This window comes from Ereboglobus sp. PH5-10 (genome assembly GCF_029504735.1).
Lineage (GTDB): Bacteria > Verrucomicrobiota > Verrucomicrobiia > Opitutales > Opitutaceae > Ereboglobus.
This window is the reverse complement of the sequence record NZ_JAQFIP010000002.1, coordinates 235,595-251,530: the sequence shown is the minus strand read 5'-3', so window position 1 is coordinate 251,530 and position 15,936 is coordinate 235,595. Positions and strand designations below refer to the sequence as shown.

The window sequence follows — 15,936 nt, the reverse complement described above, 5'->3', positions numbered from 1 at the left end:
TGCGTTGTGTTTCCGTCAGCGTCCGTGGAGTTCGCCGATTGATTTCAAATACCCCGCGCTTTCCCTGTGCACGTTTTCCAGTTGCTGCGCGGTATAACGCCATTGCCAGTTGCCGGCAGCAACGCCGGGAGTGTTAAACCGCGCCTCGCTGCCGAGGCTCATGAGGTCTTGCAGCGGAATGACGGCGAGGTTGCACACGGAGGCGTAGGCGGAGCGCACGAAATCCCAGCCGATTTCGCTGCCGTTGACGCGGAGGTAGCGGCGCACGTGATCGGCGGCGGATTCGTTGCCGGCGGCGCGATACCAGCCGAGCGTCGTGTCGTTGTCGTGCGTGCCGGGATAAACGACGCTGTTGTGATGATGGTTGTGCGGCAGGTAGAGGTTGTCGGCTTTGCCGCCGAAGGCGAATTGCAGGATGACCATGCCGGGGAGCCCCGTGGCGTCGCGCAACTCGATGACCGAGGGCATGAGCTCGCCGAGATCCTCGGCGATGATTTTGGCGCGGGGCAGGGCGGCGCGGACTTTTTCGAAGAAGGCGAGGCCGGGGCCCTGCTGCCATTCGCCGGTCTTGGCTGTCGGCGCGTCGGCGGGGATCGACCAGTAGGTGTCGAAGCCGCGGAAGTGATCGAGGCGCAGGACATCGCACAGCTCGAAGTTCACCGCGAGGCGGCGAATCCACCAAGCGTATCCGGTGGCGGCGTGTTTTTCCCAGGCGTAGAGCGGATTGCCCCAGAGTTGTCCGTCGGCGGAGAAATAATCGGGCGGCACTCCGGCGACGGCGAGCGGTTCGCCCGTGTTTTCGTCGATTTGGAAGAGTTCGGGATTCGCCCATACATCGGCGCTGTCGCGGGCGACAAAGATGGGCGCGTCGCCGATGATTTCGATGCCGAGGCGCGCGGCCTTGGCGCGCACGCGGGCCCATTGGCCGTGGAAGAGGTATTGGAAAAACGCGTGGGCCTTGGCACGGGTTAAAACGTCCCGCGGCAGGGCGGCGGCGCGCGCTTTGTCATAGAAGCGGATTTCCTCCGGCCAGCTCCACCACGGGAGCGGGTTGTGATGCTCCTTGAGCGCTTGGAAGAGCGCGTAGGGTTCGAGCCAGTCGGCGTGCTTTTTCAGAAATTCGTCGTAATCACCGTAGGGAAGGGTGGTTGCGGCTGCGTGTGTGATGCTCGTTTTGTTGCTGAAGTTTTCGTAGGCGCGGTGCAGCGCCTTCCATTTGGCGGCGTAGAGCCAGCCGAAATCGACATGGTCGCGGGGCAGGGCGGTGAGCGGCGCGATGTCGGCGCTTTCGAGGAGCCCGTGTTTTTGCAGGACTTGCAGGTCGATGAGATACGGGTTGCCGGCGAAGGCGGAGAAACACTGGTAAGGTGAATCGCCGTAACCGGTTGGGCCGAGCGGGCAAACCTGCCAGTAGCGAAATCCGGCGTCGCCCAAAAACGCGAGCCACGGGTCGATGGCGTCGTCGCTGAGAACGCCGATGCCTTGCGCGCCCGGCAACGAGGTCGGGTGCATGAGCACGCCGGCGGCGCGTTGCGTGAGCCAGTTGAAGAGCGGTTCGCGAGAGCCTGATGCCGGGGCGATTATTCCGGAGCTGGCGGAAAGCAGCGAGGAGGTGTCGGCGCCCATTGGTCTGGCGGCGTCGGTTGAATGTTTGATGTTGGTGAAATCAGGCATCGGAAAACGGATGGTTCCTTGTGCGAATGGCGAAAGGAAACGCCTGAATAAAACAGGCGATGGCGAAATGAATCGAGTTTTGTTTTCTCCGCGCGCAACTCCCCTCGCGCGCTTCGGCATGGCTGACAAAACGCGAACTTTTCACCGGCGGCGTCTTTCGGCGCGCAAGCGCGCTTGCGTCAGTTTTTGACCGGTGGGACGTTGGTCACGGGACCGGTGTCCTTCTTTTTCGCGCGCGGCGCAATCGGGGTCTTCTCGATCTGGGTTTCCGGATCGGGTTTCACAACTTTCACCAATTCAACCTCAAAAACCAGGGTCGAGCGGCGCGGAATTTTCGGGGGGTCGCCGCGCGTGCCGTAGCCGAGTTCAAAGGGGATGATAAGGAGGCGTTTTTCCCCGACGCGCATCATCGGGATGCCTTCCTCCCAGCCTTCGATGACCTCGCCGCGGCCGACGCGGAATGTGAACGGGTGATCGGCGCTGCGCGTCTGGTCGAAAACAGTTCCGTTGAGCAGCATGCCTTTGTAGAGAACGCTGACACGGTCGCCGCGCTCGGCTTTTTCACCAGTGCCGGTTTGCATGACGATTGTGCGCATGCCCGTGGAGGTGATTTGGGCGTCCGGCCAGGTTTTCTCAACGTATTCGAGATCGGCTGGCGGCAGCTTTTCGCGTTGCGCGTGGAGCGCGGCGGGCGTGGCTAGGATCAAAAGGGCGGCGAGTAATTTGAGCAAACGCATGTCGAAAGGTTTTTCTGCAGGCGCACTTTCTGGCGTCAATCCCCGGCTGTCAGCAATTTTATTCGTTCGTGTTTGAAATAATGATGCGCAATTCGCGTCCGGCGATTGTGACGCGCTCGATTTTTCTCCAAGCGGCGAGCGCCTCGCCAGGCGGTGTTTGGGATTGGAGCACTTTTGAAATGAGCCACGCGGTTGCGCCGGGAATGCGGTGCAGCGGCAGCGAGCCGGCGTGGGCCTCGCGCGGCGCATACATGATCACGCTGGGCAGGCCGGTGTCGGGATTGGCCGCGACGCGCTCAAAGTTGCCGCGCATCCGCATGAGCACCGTTCGTTTGCCGGCGGGCGTTTGCACGATGACGGGGGCGGCCACTTGCAGCAGATTGTCGTCGATGCGGAAGTCGAGTTGAGGGGCGGGCGCGGTCGTTCCGGAGCGGCGGGCTTGTCGTGCGCGCGAGCTCGCGGCGAACCAGGTGTTGAGCTCGTCCTCGTTCAATGTGATCACGCCCGGCGCGGCGGCGAGAAGCGCGGCGCGTTTGCGAATCCACGACGCGCCCTTGGCGCGATCCCGCGAACCTTGGGCGTAATAAACCTCGCGTGTGTTTTGCGGCGGGGACGAATCGCCCGGAATGATCGTGACCGGCTTGAAAACCAGGCAGGCGCAGGCGAGCGCGCCGCCCGCGATTAATGCGACGGCGGCAAGGATGACGTCAGGCCAGAGGCGGGAGGGGCGGGGGGAGGGCGAGGGCACGCGTTATTTTGATTTGCCGGCGTTTTTGCAGGCGCAGCTGTCGCACGCCTTTGTCTGCTTGGGCGCGGACTCGACGGGCGGTTTGCCTTTTTTTGTTTTGAAGTCGGTCTCGTAGAATCCCGTTCCCTTGAACACAAAACCGGCGCCGGGGCCGATAAGCCGCTTGACGCCCGTTTTTTTGCACGACGGGCACTTGGTGAGCGGCTTGTCGCTCATCGACTGGAAGGCTTCAAATTCGAAGCCGCATTTCGGGCAGACGTAATCGTAGGTTGGCATAAAAAACCTCCTCTCATAGTAATTTTTTTGCGACATGCGAGCCGAGTGTTTGAGAGGGGCGCAAAAATGTTTTTTGCGTGAAAATTCGCGTGTCGAGGCGAATCGTGTGAATAGGCGTTTGCAAATTTGCCGGAGTGCCGGCATTGCGGGATCTGTTTTGACACGATAACGCAAACTGCAAGAACCGGATATCGCCCCATGGATTTCACAACAAAGCTCAACACCCACATCGCCCGCGTCGAGCAGGCAATTGGCGGGCTCCTGCCCGCCGCCGCGGCGCGTCCATCGCGTTTGCACGAGGCCATGCGCTACGGCATGCAGGCGGGCGGCAAGCGGCTGCGCCCCGTGCTGCTCCTTGCCGCGGCGGATCTGCGCGGCAACCCGCTCCACGATCCGGCTGCCGCGGCGGTTGCCGTCGAGTGCATTCACACGTATTCGCTGCTTCACGACGACCTGCCGTGCATGGACAACGACGACATGCGCAGGGGGCGCCCCACCGCGCACAAACACTATGACGAGGCCACGGCGTTGCTCGCGGGCGACGCGCTGCTCACGCACGCGTTTTTGCTCCTGGCGACGCACTACTCCGCCGACGCCGAGTTGTCGCGCGCGCTCGTGCGCGAGCTTGCCGCCGCCGCGGGCAGCGAGCAGCTCATCGGCGGACAAATGGAGGATTTGCTTGCCGAGAAAAAAGTCGACGCCACCGGCGAGCAGCTCGAATACATCCATCTCAACAAAACCGCGGCGATGATTCGCGCGTCGCTTGTCATGGGCGGCATGTGCGGCGGCCTGCTTTCCGAAAGCGAGCTTGACGCGCTTCGCGAACTCGGGCGCGAACTTGGGCACGCGTTTCAGGTTGTTGACGACATTCTCGATTCGACGGCCGACAGCGCCACGCTTGGCAAGACCGTTGGCAAGGACGCGAAGTCGGGCAAGACGACCTACGTGCGCCTGTATGGAATCGAAGGCGCGCGCCGCCACGCCGAAACGCACACGCAGGCCGCGCTCGCCGCGCTCGCGCAGTTGCCCGGCGACACAACTTTCCTGCGCGACCTGATCACTTCGATGCTCGACCGGCGAAAATAATCGCCCGCACCCGCTTCAAAACTATTTCGATGAAAAAACTGACTTTGATAATTTCCATTGCCGCCGCCGCTCTCGCGCCGGGCGGATGCTCGAAATCCGCGCGCCTGCCGCACCAGGTGAGTGTTGTGCAGAAAAATGACGAGCCCTCCAAGGATGCGACCATCGTTTTGGGCGATGTGCTCGTGATCGAGATGCCCGGCGACATGGCCGCGGGCTACATGTGGGAGTTGCGTCCGCTGCCCCCGGATGTGGCGGGAATGGCGCTGATTGAGGGACGGTATTCCAACCCGTCCGAAGCGGGCAAGCCGGGCAAGTTCACCTATCTGATGCGCACAATCCACATCGGCGAGCAGCCGCTCGAGTTTATCTATCGACACGCCGCCCAAAAAGACAGGCCGCCGGTGAAAACCTTCACGGTGAATGTGAGGATAAAGTGAGCGGGCCAAAGCCTCCATCTGGCAAACCGCCCCAGGCAACCTCAGCCTTCGCTTCGAAACAATTCCCTTAATATCATGACAAACCAAAAAAAATGCCCCCTCATAATCGCAATCGCACTGACTTTCTCGATACTTTCGGGATCGATTTGGGCGCAGGCTTCCGGCGAATTCGCGCTTCGCAAGAGGCGGACGACCGACGGCTTCAGGGTCGTCACCGCCAATGTGCGGCAAATGATGAAGGATGACTACAAAACAGGCAACGGCTGGGACCAAAGGAAGGACATCTGCCGCGATGCCATCATGGCCCAAAACGCGGACATTTATTGCATTCAGGAAAATCGCGCGGCCATCACCGATTACCTGATGAAAGCCATGCCCGGCTTCACGCTTTCCAACACCATTTACCGCTCGAAGCAGCCCATAAACCCCATCATGTATTCGACGAAGCGTTTCAAAAAAATGAACGAGGGCGGTTTCTGGCTCTCACCCACGCCGGATGTTGAGAATTCCATATTCGAAGGCGGCACGCGCCGCGTGGCAAACTGGGTGTTGCTGAAGGACAAAGTCACCGGGAAACAACTGTGCGTTATCAACGCGCACCTGCAGCACGACTCCGATTCCGTCCGCATGTTGCAGATGGATGTGATGCTTGATTTTGCGAAGACTCTCCCGCCCGGCACGGCCGCGTTTATGACGGCTGACTTTAATTGCGGCATGAATTCCGGCCCCATGAAAAAAACCACGGCGGCAGGCTGGGCTGACAGTTACGCGGTTGTGCACGGCCCCGCCGAGCCGGGCGCGACCTTCCATGGTTTTCGCGGAACTGAAGGCGAGAAGAAGCGGGTGAAGATCGATCACATCCTCATCAACAAGTTCCTCAAGCCCGTCGCCGCCGAAATCAGCAAGGACAGCCGCCTCGTCGATGGCGTCCGGCGCTATCCGAGCGACCATTATTTTGTTTCCGCGGAGTTGGTTTACGCGGGCAAGCGGTGAGCGGTTAAGGCTGATTGAGAGAATGATTTTGCGAGGGGGTTAACAGGATGCGCGAAGCCCCGGTTTCGGGTGCCCCGCGCATCCCGTTCCCAATCATATTGGGAATGGCGATAGTTTGAGCGGACGCACGGCGAGCCCTAGCAACTCCCGTTCGCTGTCGTCGCCGGCGATCCGGTTTATGTGGACGACGAAGCAGGTTTTGCATTGGTGCACGATCAGCCATTCTCCATCGGGGCACGCGCTCACGGCGATGGGCTCCATTCCTCCATGACAATCCGAGTTTCGGTCGCCCGGTTTGTCGTCGAGGTGGATGCTCCAGAGGCACCACGGGCAGTGGTTGCGATGCCGCGTGCCCGGCGCGTTAAGTGAAAATTCGCCTCCGCAATGGCGGCATTTTAGCCATGCGGCTGGCGATGAATGACAAGTGTGTTGTTTCGACCGACGGCGATGCGACGGATCAGTAAAATGAGACATAGGTGTGAAAAACACCCCGGCGGCAATAAACCGGAGCCGCCTTGCGGCAGGCTCCCTTACCTATGTTTACACGCCACTGATCCACTTTGCGGAACGGGACGCCATGGTTGCCGGGGCATAACCAAGCCTTCTCTCGCTCACAGTGTTCACCAGTGCGCGTGTATTACTTTGCAGACTCACCTGAATTATTTGTCATGAGTCACCAACCGTGCGCATTTGCGAATGGCAGTCAAGATCGGGAAACGCCGCGGAGAAAATCGCGGGCATTAATTATAAAGCCAAAACTGACGGCTCGCGCCTTGGAATTTCAGGCATTCGCGGTGCCATGCGCGGAGGAATAGGTTGACGTCGATGCTGGCGCCGTCCTTTACGATGGTGTTCCACCACCAACGGCTGCCGGTGTGGATGTTGAAGCTGCGGGCGGAGGCGGGGCTGGCGGCTGCAAAGGGGTTTTGCGCATTGTAAGCACAGGCGAGGCGCATGAGGTGGAAGCTGAGCTCGGTCGGACGCCAGGAATCCCAATCGGTCACTTCCACAAAAATACCGTCGCCCTTGGGCGAGCCGTTGGGGGCGGTGAGGGTGATTTTGCGGAAACCGAGGCCGGGGGTCTTGAGCGCGTTGAGATCGCGCAAGAGCAAATTGACGGAGCGCGCCTTGTGGGAGAGTCCCCGGAATGGGAATTGCGTGCCGATGCCATGCTTAAAGCCGCCAATCTGGCAGCCGAGGCCGGTCATGGCGTAGCCGACGCAGGCGTGGAAATCGCGGATGTAGGGCGAGGTGGGCACGAAGCGCAGGCCGGTTTCGGGCCAGCGCATGGCGCGGCGCCAGCCGCGCATGGGGACGACGGTGAGGCGGCCTTTGATGTTGGCGGAGACGTCGAGCCAGCCGGGGGTGCCGACTGTCATGCGGGCGAGTTCGGCCATTGTGAGTCCGTGGACGTAGGGGATGGGCATTTGTCCGACGCCGCTGAAGAGGGTTTTGTCGAGGATGGGCCCGTCAACCTTGAGGCCGCCGAGGGGATTGGGGCGGTCGAGGACGATGACTTCGACGCCGTGCTCGAAACAGGCTTCAATGGCGTATTTCATGCAGACGGAAAAAGTGTAGGAGCGCACGCCGATGTCCTGCATGTCGATGACGAGCGCGTCGAGACCCTTGAGTTGCTCCTTGGTGGGGCGGCGGTTTTTGCCGTAGAGGGAATAGGCGGGGAGGCCGGTGCGCTTGTCGATGGTGTCGGCGATGTTTTGGCTGGCGGGCGCGTTGCCATAGATGCCGTGCTCGGGGCCGAAGAGGGCGACGAGTTTAGCGTTTTTAGCGCGGAGGAGAACGTCGATTGTGCTAACGCCGTGGCGGTTGACTCCGGCGGGGTGGGAGAGGAGGCCGATGCGTTTGCCGGCGATCTGTCGGAAGCCCTCGGCTTCAAGCACGTCGATGCCGAGCATGATGGCGGGCGAGGTGTCGCGCGGAATGACGGGTGACGCGGCGTTTGCGGGCGTGACCGGTGTCGCGGGCCGTTGCTGGGAGGGCGCGGTGATGACTGGTGTCTGCGCGGTTGTGACGGGCGAAATGCGCGTGTCGGCGGGAGTGGGTTCGGAGGTGCAGCCCGCGAGTCCGAAAAGCGCGACGAAAGTGGCGAAGAGCGGGATGAGTGACGAAACCGGGAATTTGCTGACGAGACTGCGCATGAGTGACGGTCACTGTGCGAGCGCGCGCGGATTCGTCGAGCGATTATGCGAAAAAGTTGTTCGCAGTGTTTTTTAATCGCGGAAACGCTGAAGAGTGAAAAGCGCGGAAAAGAATCAAACACGGGGGCGCAATCTCGTGTTTTGATGATTCGGCGATCAATGATTTCCAGTGACATTTAATCCCGCGAGTTTTCGCCGAAATCATGGTTTGCGGAGCAAGACATTTCCGCCCTTTCGCGTTTCCGCGATTGGTTTTTTATCCGGTGTAGTCGCGGCGGAGGTTGCTGGGGAGGATGTTCAGTTCCTCGCGATATTTCGCCACGGTGCGGCGGGCGATTGTGATGCTTTTTTCGGCGAGTTTTTCGACGAGGTCCTGGTCGCTGAGGGGGTGCGCGCGATCCTCGACGGCAATAAGGTCGGCGATCATTTCCTTCACACTTGTGTTTGATACGGCGGCGCCGTCGCCGGCTTGGTAGCCGGACGTGAAAAAGTATTTGAACTCGAATGTGCCGTGCGGGGTTTTGATGTATTTGTTGGCGATGGCGCGGCTGACGGTTGTTTCGTGCACGCCGACAATGTCGGCGATTTGGATCATGGTGAGGGGTTTTAACTTCGAAACGCCTTCCTCGAAAAACTCGCGCTGGATTTTTAGGATTTCACGAGTGATGCGTTCGATGGTTTGCTGGCGTTGCTCGATGGAGTTGATGAGAAACTTGCCGGAACGAATGCGTTCCTGAATGTAGTCGCGCTCTTGTTTGGTGAGGCCGCCCTTGGCTATGAGTTCGCGGTAGGTGTTGGAGATTCGGAGCCGGGGAATATAATCGTTGTTGAGCTCGATTTTCCATTCGTCGCCGTCCTTGGTGACGGTGACGTCGGGGATGACGACGCGATTGCTGTCGTGGGCGAAACGGCGTCCGGGAGCGGGGTCGAGCGCGCCGATTTCCGCGATGGCTGCCTGCACATCGTCGGCGGGGACGGCGAGCTTTCGCGCAAGTTCGGGGATGCGGCGGCGTGTGAGAAGGTCAAAGTGGTCGCGAATGATGCTCGCGGCGAGGCTGTCCGCGCGGTTTTTGGCGGCGAGCTGAATGAGGAGGCATTCCTGGATGTTTTCACCGCCGATGCCGGTGGGGTCGAATGTTTGGAGGAGGCGGTGGGCTTTCTGGACGGCGTCGAGGGGAAGGCCGGTTTGGAGGGCGATGTCGTTCGGGGATTGGGTGAGGTAGCCGCGGTCGTCGAGCGAGCCGATGAGATAGTTAAGAGCCTCGGTGGTTTGGGGCGAGCGGTCGGCGAGGTCGGCTTGTTCGCGTAGGTGTTCCTGCAGGGAGGTTTCGGCGGTGATGGATTCGAGAAAGTGCTGGCGCTTTTCGGCGTCGTCGGAGGTGTAGGGCTGGGCGCCGCCGGCGTTGGCCATGTGGTCGTGCCAGTCTTGGTCGAGTTTTTGGAGAATTTCGTATTCCTTGCCGTTGGAAAAATCGAGGGCTTCGGGACGGGAGTTGTCGTCCGGAGTGTCGTCGGCGGGGAGGATGTGCGTGGTGGCGTCGTCGCTGCCGGGGTCGTCGGAATTGGGGCGGTCGATGGTATTGTCCCCGGCGGGATCGTCGCGATTGGCGGCGTCCTCGGCGGCGCGCTCGAGCGAGATAGAGCCGGTGTCGTTGGCGAGTTCCTCCAGGGTGGGGTTGGACTGGAGTTCCTCCTGGATGACTGAGCGGAGATCAAGGGCGGCAACCTGGAGGATTTTCAAGGACTGGCGGAGCTGGGGCGCAAGAACGAGGTTTTGCGTCTGGCGTTGCTGGAGTCCTTGGTTGAGGTTGCCGCTCATGCGTGAATGCGGAGTGTAAACTGCCCCGGTGTGCGCGAGGCTCGATTTATCTTTGCAGGTTATTATTTTGATGCAGCCCCATGCGCGGAGGAAGGGGCGAGCGCGTGCCGGGCGGCGCGTAGTTCATGATTTTTTTGATATAAACGCCGAGCTTTTCGTTGGTGGGGCCGTAGCGGTCCGAGTAAAGATAAAGCTCGAGGTCGGTGAGCATTTGCTCGGCGGTTTGATAGCGTTTTTCGCGATCACGGTGGAGGGCTTTTTGGATGATCACCTCGAGACGTTCGTCGATATCGGAGCGGAGGGTTGCGAATTTCGGGATGCGCATCGAGAGGATGTTGCGCCGCGACTCGAGGCGGTCGGCGGAGCGGAATATGTTTCGTCCGAGGAGAAGCTCCGTGAGGACGATGCCGAGGGGAAAGAGGTCGGCGCGCGCGTCGGTGACAGCGTAGGTGGCCTGCTCGGGCGAAAGGTATTCGTCCTTGCCCGCGATGACCTTGCCTTCCTCGTTATACATAAGGTCGAGGGCTTTCGCGATGCCGAAGTCGGTGAGTTTCACGTCGCCCTCGAAGGTGAGGAGAATGTTTTTCGGGCCGATGTCGCGGTGGACGATTTTGAGGGGGCGTCCGTCGTTGTCGGTTTTGCCGTGGGCGTAGGCAAGGCCGCGGGCGACGCGGGAGATGATGAACACGGCAATGTCGATGGGGATGTGCTGGCGGAGCGCATGATGGCGCTCGATGAGTTGCTCAAGGTGCGGGCCGCGGACGAACTCCATGACCATGTAGTAGAGACCGCTGCCGGTTTTGCCGAGGTGGTAGGTTTGGACGATGTTGGTGTGGATGAGGTCGGCCACGAGGCGCGCCTCGCCGATGAAGTTTTTTTGAAATTCGGGGATGGCGGAATACTCCTCGCGAATGACCTTGAGCGCGACGTTCTTCGAAAAATTGCCCGCGCCCCGCTGGGCCGCCTCATAGACGATGCCCATGCCGCCTTCGGCGATTTTGCGCAGGATGTCGTAGCGCAGCTCGGTGGAGATTTGTTTGAGGTTCTGCATGAGTGTTAAGAAAAGAGGGTTTTGGACTCTGGCAAGTGATGAAAGGAGAATCTAGCACGAAACATGCTGCATGGTCGTGCGGGCGCCGGATTGCGCGGTGATTTGGTATTTGCGAGGGAAGTGTGTTTTTGTCGTTTGAAATCGGCGCGCGCGCGAGTATCAATCCCAACATGAGCGAACCCAGCGAAATCGAAAAACTAAAACGCACAATGGCGCGCCTGCGCGAGCCGGGCGGATGCCCTTGGGACCAGGAGCAGACGCATGCCACGCTCGCGCGCTGCCTTATCGACGAAACGAGCGAGCTGCTTGAGACAATCGACCGCGGCGACATGGATCACATGCGCGAGGAGCTGGGCGACGTGCTCATCCAGGTTGTGTTCCACTCGCGCCTCGCCGAGGAGCGCGGGTTGTTCGACTTCGAGGATGTGGCGCGCGACATAAACGAAAAACTCATCCGGCGCCATCCGCATGTGTTCGGCTCCGACAACGGCGGCGTGGACACGCCGGACAAGGTCGTCACGCAATGGGACCAGATCAAGTTGCGGGAAAAGGCCGCCAAGGGGATCGACACGACCAGGGAGAAACTTTTCAAGGACCTGCCGCCGCGCCTGCCCGCGCTCATGTTTGCCGAAACGGTTTGGAAACAAATCGAAAAGAAAAAACTTCCTCACGAGGACATTGTCGATGCCGCGCGCGTAAACGAGATCGCCTCCCGGCTCGACGAGGCGGCGCTCGGCAGGATGCTTTTCGAGATCGCCGCCGCCGCCCGCCAGCGCGGGCTTGATCCGGAGGGCGCGTTGCGATTGCACGCGACGGGGGTGATGGACGCGGTCGAGGAGAAACTCGCGAATTCTGGAATCACAAAAAACGCCGGCGCTTGATTGCCGTTTCTTGGGATTTCCAGGCTTGAGATTTGATCCGCGCGATGAACCAACTCCCGCCCATCCCCGATGCCATCGCCCGCGACTGGCTTGCGCCGTTTCTCGATTTTCTAGCCAAGGAGCGCCGCTACTCGCGCTACACGGTGCGCAACTACCGGCAGGCGTTCGAGGATTTCTGGCGCTGGATTGAGGGCGCGAAACTGGCGCGCGGTGACGATACCTTCGCGGCGCTCAACGCGCGCGATGTGCGCGACTTCGTAATCGAGTCGCAGGCGCGCTTTGATCGAAAGACGCTGCACAATCATGTGTCGGGCTTGCGCGCGTTTTACAGGTATTGGATGCGCCAGGGACGGCTTGCGGCGAATCCGTTCACGGGTGTGCCGTTGCCGAAAGTTGAAAAACGCCTGCCCAAATTTCTCACCGAGGAACAAATGCGCCGCCTGCTCAACGGGCCCATGCTCCTGCTCGAAAACGAGACGATCGATCCGTTCATGGCGTGGCGCGACCGGCTTGCGATGGAACTGCTTTACGGGGGCGGATTGCGCGTGAGCGAACTCGCGGCGCTCAATTATGGAGACATTGATTTTGAGAGCGGAGTCGCCCGCGTTCTGGGCAAGGGAAACAAGGAGCGCCTTTGCCCGCTGGGCCGCGTGGCGATGGCGGTGCTGAATAAATTTCGCGCCGGCTTCGCGCAGGGGAAAACGCCGGGATCGCCCGTGCTCGTGACAAAGGGCGGCGCGCGCATAACGGTGCGCGAGGTGCAGTTGTTGTTGAAGCGCTATCTCGCGCTGGCCGACTTGCCGCTGGAGATTTCGCCGCACAAGCTGCGCCACAGCTACGCCACGCACTTGCTCAACGCGGGGGCGGACTTGCGGCTCGTGCAGGAGTTGCTCGGCCATGCGAGCCTGAGCACGACACAAGTTTACACGCATGTGAGCGTGGCGCGCCTTCGTGACATCTATAAAAAAGCCCATCCTCGGGCGACGTAACATGGCGGCGATTCCGCGGCGCAGGCGAAGGGGTTATTTTTTCTTCCTCTGGCTTGTCTGCAATTTCACATGGCCGCCCTTGCGGTAGTTCAGGGGGGCGACACCGTAGGCGGTGTGGAAGGCGCGGCTGAAGGTGTAGACCGACGAGAAACCGCACATCTCGGCGATTTCCGTCACTCGGCGCGTGCTCAGGCGCAGGAGACCACGCGCTTTTTCCAGGCGCACGCGGCGCAGGTGTTTGCCCAGGCTCACACCGCACGATTCGCGGAAGCGCGCGCGCAGATGGCTCACGCTGATTCCGAGCGTCGAGGCCATCACCTTCACGTTTGGCGGCTGCGCCTTGTCCTCGACGATTTCGTTGACCCTGGTGAAGAGGCCCGGCGCGAGCGTGGGCTTGGCGCGGCGTTGCGAGGCGGGTTTCGTCTGCCGGATGTGCGCGAGCAGGAGCGAGAGTTGCAGCGTGATGAGGTCGTTGGCAGAGGGGCCGGTTTTTAAGTAGGTCGCGACCAGCTCCGTCGCGAGTGATCGCATCGCGGGCGAAATCGCGAACGGCTGGTAGCGCAACGCCTGCATCGTCCCGTCGTCCACAAGGTCGAACGTGATGAACAGCCATTGCAGCGTCTCGTCGCCGGGGTTTGTGTAGTCGTGAAATTGAAACGGAAACACCATCAGGCCCTCGCCTTCGTTTAATGTGATTTCGCGGTCGTCCACGCGCACGGTCACACCCGTTTGAAGCGCGAGCATGAGCACGAAGCGGCGGTGCAGCGCGCGTCCGCGTTGTGGCTGGTTGAGGGCGGAGGCCTCGCGCCGGCCAAAACAAATGATGTTTTCGGGCAGGTTGAGCGGCACCGTCCGGCGTCCGCGCAGCGGGTGCTTCGGCGAGGGAAGCAGGGCGATCATTTTTTTAAGGTCGGGGGTCATGGTGCGGAATGGGGCAGGGGGTGGGGCGAAGCCTTCGGCTGAGCCGAAATTATGTAACGATATTCAAATTGTCGCGGCTCACCCGGAGGGTTCGCACCACCGTTCATGGCGCTCACAGCTTTTGTCATTTTTGTTAAAAACATAATCGTTTTTGCCATTTCACATGAACACGGCGGCGGCTATTATGGGCAAGCTTTTTTAACGTCATTAACGTCACACGCCACACATGAACCAAGTCACCACCGAAAGTCAGCAACGCGAGCGCATCCGTATCCAGATTCATGATACAGCCGACGAGGCGTCGTGCGCGCTCGCCCTCGAAATTGCCGGGTTAATCCGCGCCCGCGCCAAGGCCGGGCGCTCCGTCGTCCTCGGGCTCGCCACGGGCGGGACGCCCGTGCGCCTTTACCGCGAGCTGATTCGCATGCACCGCGAGGAGGGGCTGAGTTTCGCGAACGTCGTCACCTTTAATCTCGACGAGTATTACGGCCTGCCGCGCGAGCATTCGCAAAGCTACTGGCGCTTCATGCACGAGCAGCTTTTCGACCACATCGACATTCCCGCGTCCGCCATCAACGTCCCCGACGGCATGGTGCCGCGCGCGGAGGTGTTTGCGTGGTGCCGCGCCTACGAGCAGAAAATCAAGGACGCCGGCGGCATCGATTTGCAGGTGCTCGGCATCGGGCGCACCGGCCACATCGGTTTCAACGAGCCGGGCTCCGGCGCGGATTCGCGCACGCGCCTGGTCACGCTCGACAGCATGACGCGCCGCGACGCCGCGCGCGATTTTATCGGCGAGGCCAATGTGCCGCGCCACGCGATCACCATGGGCGTCGGCTCGATTCTCGACGCGCGCCGCATCGTCCTGCTTTCGTGGGGCGGGGCCAAGGCGCGCGTGGTTGCCGAGGCCGCCGAGAAAGCGCCCTCGGAGGCGCTGCCCGCGAGTTTTCTCCAGCAGCATGGCGACGTCACCTTCCATGTTGACCGCGCCTCGGCGTCGGAGCTCACGCGCATAAAACTTCCCTGGCTGGTCGGCCCGGTCGAGTGGACCCCGACGATTTCGCGCCGCGCGGTCGTGTGGCTTTCGAGGCAGGTCAAGAAGCCCGTGCTCAAGCTCCTCGACGACGATTACACCGAGCACGGCATGACCGATTTGCTCACGGAGCAGGGACCCGCCTACATCCTCAACATTCGCATTTTTAACGAACTCCAGCACACCATCACCGGCTGGCCCGGCGGCAAGCCCGACGCGGACGACACGCATCGTCCCGAGCGCGCCGCGCCGCACCCGAAGCGCGTGCTCGTTTTGAGCCCCGAGCCTTCCGACGATGTGATTGGCATGGGCGGCACCATCCGCCGTCTTGTCGAGCAGGGGCACCAGGTCACCGTGGCCTGCCAGACATCGGGCAACCTCGGCGTGCCCGACGAGGAGGCCGCCTCGTATGCCGACTTCATGATCGAGCTGGAGGACTCCGACGCGAAGGGAGCCAGCAACACATTTGTCCGAAAAATCAGGCAGCAGCTCGACGAGAAATCCGCCTTCGACATCGACCCGCCGGAACTGCGCCGCTTCAAGGGCGCGTTGCGACGCGAGGAGGCGCGCGCCGCCGTCCGCGCGTGCGGCGTGACCAAGGAAAACTCGGTCTTCCTCGACCTGCCGTTTTACGAGCAGGGCCGCTACCGCCAGTTCCGCATCGGCGACGCGGATGTGGACGCGGTTGTGGCGCTCCTGCGCAAGATCGAGCCGCATCAGATTTTTGCCACGGGCGCGTCCGAGGACCCGAGCTCGCTGCCCGCGATTTGTTTCAGCGTGCTGCGGCAGGCGCTTGAAAAAACGCGCGACGACGCCTGGCGGCGCGATTGCCGCGTGTGGATTTATCGCGGCGCCTCGGGAATCTGGGACATCGCCGAAATCGACATGGCGGTGCCGATGAGCCCGATGGAGTTGTCCGCAAAGATCCAATCCATCTGCCATCACAAAAGCCAGCGCAGCCAGACGCCCGCGCGCAGCCAGCAGGCGGGCGAGGCGTGGCAGCAGGCCGAGCAGCACAACCAGGCCGTCGCCCGCGCCTACGATGAGTTCGGCCTCGCCAACTACGAGGCGATCGAACCGTTCCGGCAGTGGATGGAATAATAGTTGGTTTCCGTTTCCCTCCCATCACACATCC

15 protein-coding genes are annotated in these 15,936 nt (G+C 61.1%); 6 read left to right on the top strand and 9 right to left on the bottom strand.

From position 1 onward, the window contains the following. Positions 1 to 15 precede the first annotated feature (15 nt). From malQ to M2447_RS02985, 4 genes are all read right to left on the bottom strand, one after another. Positions 16 to 1,674, bottom strand: coding sequence for a 4-alpha-glucanotransferase (gene malQ / locus M2447_RS03000; RefSeq protein ID WP_277557343.1), 1,659 nt, complete (start codon positions 1,672 to 1,674; stop codon positions 16 to 18). Positions 1,675 to 1,853: 179 nt separating this feature from the next. Next, on the bottom strand, positions 1,854 to 2,411 hold the full coding sequence (locus tag M2447_RS02995) for an FKBP-type peptidyl-prolyl cis-trans isomerase (RefSeq protein WP_277509028.1): 558 nt from the start codon (positions 2,409 to 2,411) through the stop codon (positions 1,854 to 1,856). Positions 2,412 to 2,469: 58 nt separating this feature from the next. Further along, positions 2,470 to 3,159 (bottom strand): hypothetical protein, encoded by a 690-nt coding sequence (locus M2447_RS02990; protein WP_277557342.1) that lies wholly within the window; start codon positions 3,157 to 3,159, stop codon positions 2,470 to 2,472. A 3-nt stretch (positions 3,160 to 3,162) separates the two neighbouring features. Further along, positions 3,163 to 3,435: a zinc ribbon domain-containing protein gene (locus M2447_RS02985; protein ID WP_277509026.1), complete on the bottom strand. Its 273-nt coding sequence runs from the start codon at positions 3,433 to 3,435 to the stop codon at positions 3,163 to 3,165. Positions 3,436 to 3,633: 198 nt separating this feature from the next. Between M2447_RS02985 and M2447_RS02980 the strand changes: the two genes are divergently transcribed. From M2447_RS02980 to M2447_RS02970, 3 genes are all read left to right on the top strand, one after another. Continuing rightward, complete coding sequence (locus tag M2447_RS02980; RefSeq protein ID WP_277557341.1) at positions 3,634 to 4,521, top strand: polyprenyl synthetase family protein; 888 nt, start codon at positions 3,634 to 3,636, stop codon at positions 4,519 to 4,521. 29 nt (positions 4,522 to 4,550) lie between these two features. Continuing rightward, positions 4,551 to 4,958: a protease inhibitor I42 family protein gene (locus M2447_RS02975; protein ID WP_277557340.1), complete on the top strand. Its 408-nt coding sequence runs from the start codon at positions 4,551 to 4,553 to the stop codon at positions 4,956 to 4,958. 75 nt (positions 4,959 to 5,033) lie between these two features. Next, complete coding sequence (locus M2447_RS02970; protein WP_277509022.1) at positions 5,034 to 5,951, top strand: endonuclease/exonuclease/phosphatase family protein; 918 nt, start codon at positions 5,034 to 5,036, stop codon at positions 5,949 to 5,951. A gap of 93 nt (positions 5,952 to 6,044) precedes the next feature. Here M2447_RS02970 and M2447_RS02965 read toward each other — a convergent pair whose 3' ends face one another. The 4 genes from M2447_RS02965 to M2447_RS02950 form a co-directional block, all read right to left on the bottom strand. Then, positions 6,045 to 6,425, bottom strand: coding sequence for an RNHCP domain-containing protein (locus tag M2447_RS02965; protein ID WP_277557339.1), 381 nt, complete (start codon positions 6,423 to 6,425; stop codon positions 6,045 to 6,047). A gap of 266 nt (positions 6,426 to 6,691) precedes the next feature. After that, positions 6,692 to 8,107 carry a DUF1343 domain-containing protein gene (locus tag M2447_RS02960; RefSeq protein ID WP_277557338.1) on the bottom strand — a complete coding sequence of 472 codons (1,416 nt, stop codon included), beginning with the start codon at positions 8,105 to 8,107 and terminating at the stop codon, positions 6,692 to 6,694. 256 nt (positions 8,108 to 8,363) lie between these two features. Continuing rightward, complete coding sequence (gene rpoN / locus M2447_RS02955) at positions 8,364 to 9,926, bottom strand: RNA polymerase factor sigma-54 (protein ID WP_108825884.1); 1,563 nt, start codon at positions 9,924 to 9,926, stop codon at positions 8,364 to 8,366. A gap of 46 nt (positions 9,927 to 9,972) precedes the next feature. Then, positions 9,973 to 10,977, bottom strand: a complete 1,005-nt coding sequence (locus M2447_RS02950; protein WP_277557337.1) for a serine/threonine-protein kinase — start codon at positions 10,975 to 10,977, stop codon at positions 9,973 to 9,975. 170 nt (positions 10,978 to 11,147) lie between these two features. On the opposite strand from M2447_RS02950, the gene M2447_RS02945 reads away from it, so the two are divergent. Both M2447_RS02945 and M2447_RS02940 read left to right on the top strand, forming a co-directional pair. Further along, a complete protein-coding gene (locus tag M2447_RS02945) occupies positions 11,148 to 11,858 on the top strand; it encodes a MazG family protein (protein WP_277557336.1) in 711 nt (236 codons plus the stop codon). 44 nt (positions 11,859 to 11,902) lie between these two features. Then, entirely contained in the window at positions 11,903 to 12,847 is a 945-nt protein-coding gene (locus M2447_RS02940) for a tyrosine recombinase XerC (protein WP_277557335.1), read from the top strand. Between the two features lie 33 nt (positions 12,848 to 12,880). On the opposite strand, the gene M2447_RS02935 is transcribed toward M2447_RS02940, so the two are convergent. Then, on the bottom strand, positions 12,881 to 13,768 hold the full coding sequence (locus tag M2447_RS02935; RefSeq protein ID WP_277509013.1) for an AraC family transcriptional regulator: 888 nt from the start codon (positions 13,766 to 13,768) through the stop codon (positions 12,881 to 12,883). Between the two features lie 226 nt (positions 13,769 to 13,994). Here M2447_RS02935 and nagB point away from each other — a divergent pair, with 226 nt between their 5' ends. Further along, on the top strand, positions 13,995 to 15,902 hold the full coding sequence (nagB, locus tag M2447_RS02930) for a glucosamine-6-phosphate deaminase (protein WP_277557334.1): 1,908 nt from the start codon (positions 13,995 to 13,997) through the stop codon (positions 15,900 to 15,902). The last annotated feature ends 34 nt before the right edge of the window (positions 15,903 to 15,936 follow it).

Coding starts and splice junctions, on each gene's coding strand:
- M2447_RS02950 (WP_277557337.1), bottom strand. CDS start 10,977: ATGCAGAACCTCAAACAAATCTCCACCGAGCTGCGCTACGACATCCTG.
- M2447_RS02995 (WP_277509028.1), bottom strand. CDS start 2,411: ATGCGTTTGCTCAAATTACTCGCCGCCCTTTTGATCCTAGCCACGCCC.
- M2447_RS02960 (WP_277557338.1), bottom strand. CDS start 8,107: ATGCGCAGTCTCGTCAGCAAATTCCCGGTTTCGTCACTCATCCCGCTC.
- M2447_RS02970 (WP_277509022.1), top strand. CDS start 5,034: ATGACAAACCAAAAAAAATGCCCCCTCATAATCGCAATCGCACTGACT.
- M2447_RS02975 (WP_277557340.1), top strand. CDS start 4,551: ATGAAAAAACTGACTTTGATAATTTCCATTGCCGCCGCCGCTCTCGCG.
- M2447_RS02935 (WP_277509013.1), bottom strand. CDS start 13,768: ATGACCCCCGACCTTAAAAAAATGATCGCCCTGCTTCCCTCGCCGAAG.
- M2447_RS02980 (WP_277557341.1), top strand. CDS start 3,634: ATGGATTTCACAACAAAGCTCAACACCCACATCGCCCGCGTCGAGCAG.
- M2447_RS02985 (WP_277509026.1), bottom strand. CDS start 3,435: ATGCCAACCTACGATTACGTCTGCCCGAAATGCGGCTTCGAATTTGAA.
- M2447_RS02965 (WP_277557339.1), bottom strand. CDS start 6,425: ATGTCTCATTTTACTGATCCGTCGCATCGCCGTCGGTCGAAACAACAC.
- M2447_RS02945 (WP_277557336.1), top strand. CDS start 11,148: ATGAGCGAACCCAGCGAAATCGAAAAACTAAAACGCACAATGGCGCGC.
- nagB (WP_277557334.1), top strand. CDS start 13,995: ATGAACCAAGTCACCACCGAAAGTCAGCAACGCGAGCGCATCCGTATC.
- M2447_RS02940 (WP_277557335.1), top strand. CDS start 11,903: ATGAACCAACTCCCGCCCATCCCCGATGCCATCGCCCGCGACTGGCTT.
- rpoN (WP_108825884.1), bottom strand. CDS start 9,926: ATGAGCGGCAACCTCAACCAAGGACTCCAGCAACGCCAGACGCAAAAC.
- malQ (WP_277557343.1), bottom strand. CDS start 1,674: ATGCCTGATTTCACCAACATCAAACATTCAACCGACGCCGCCAGACCA.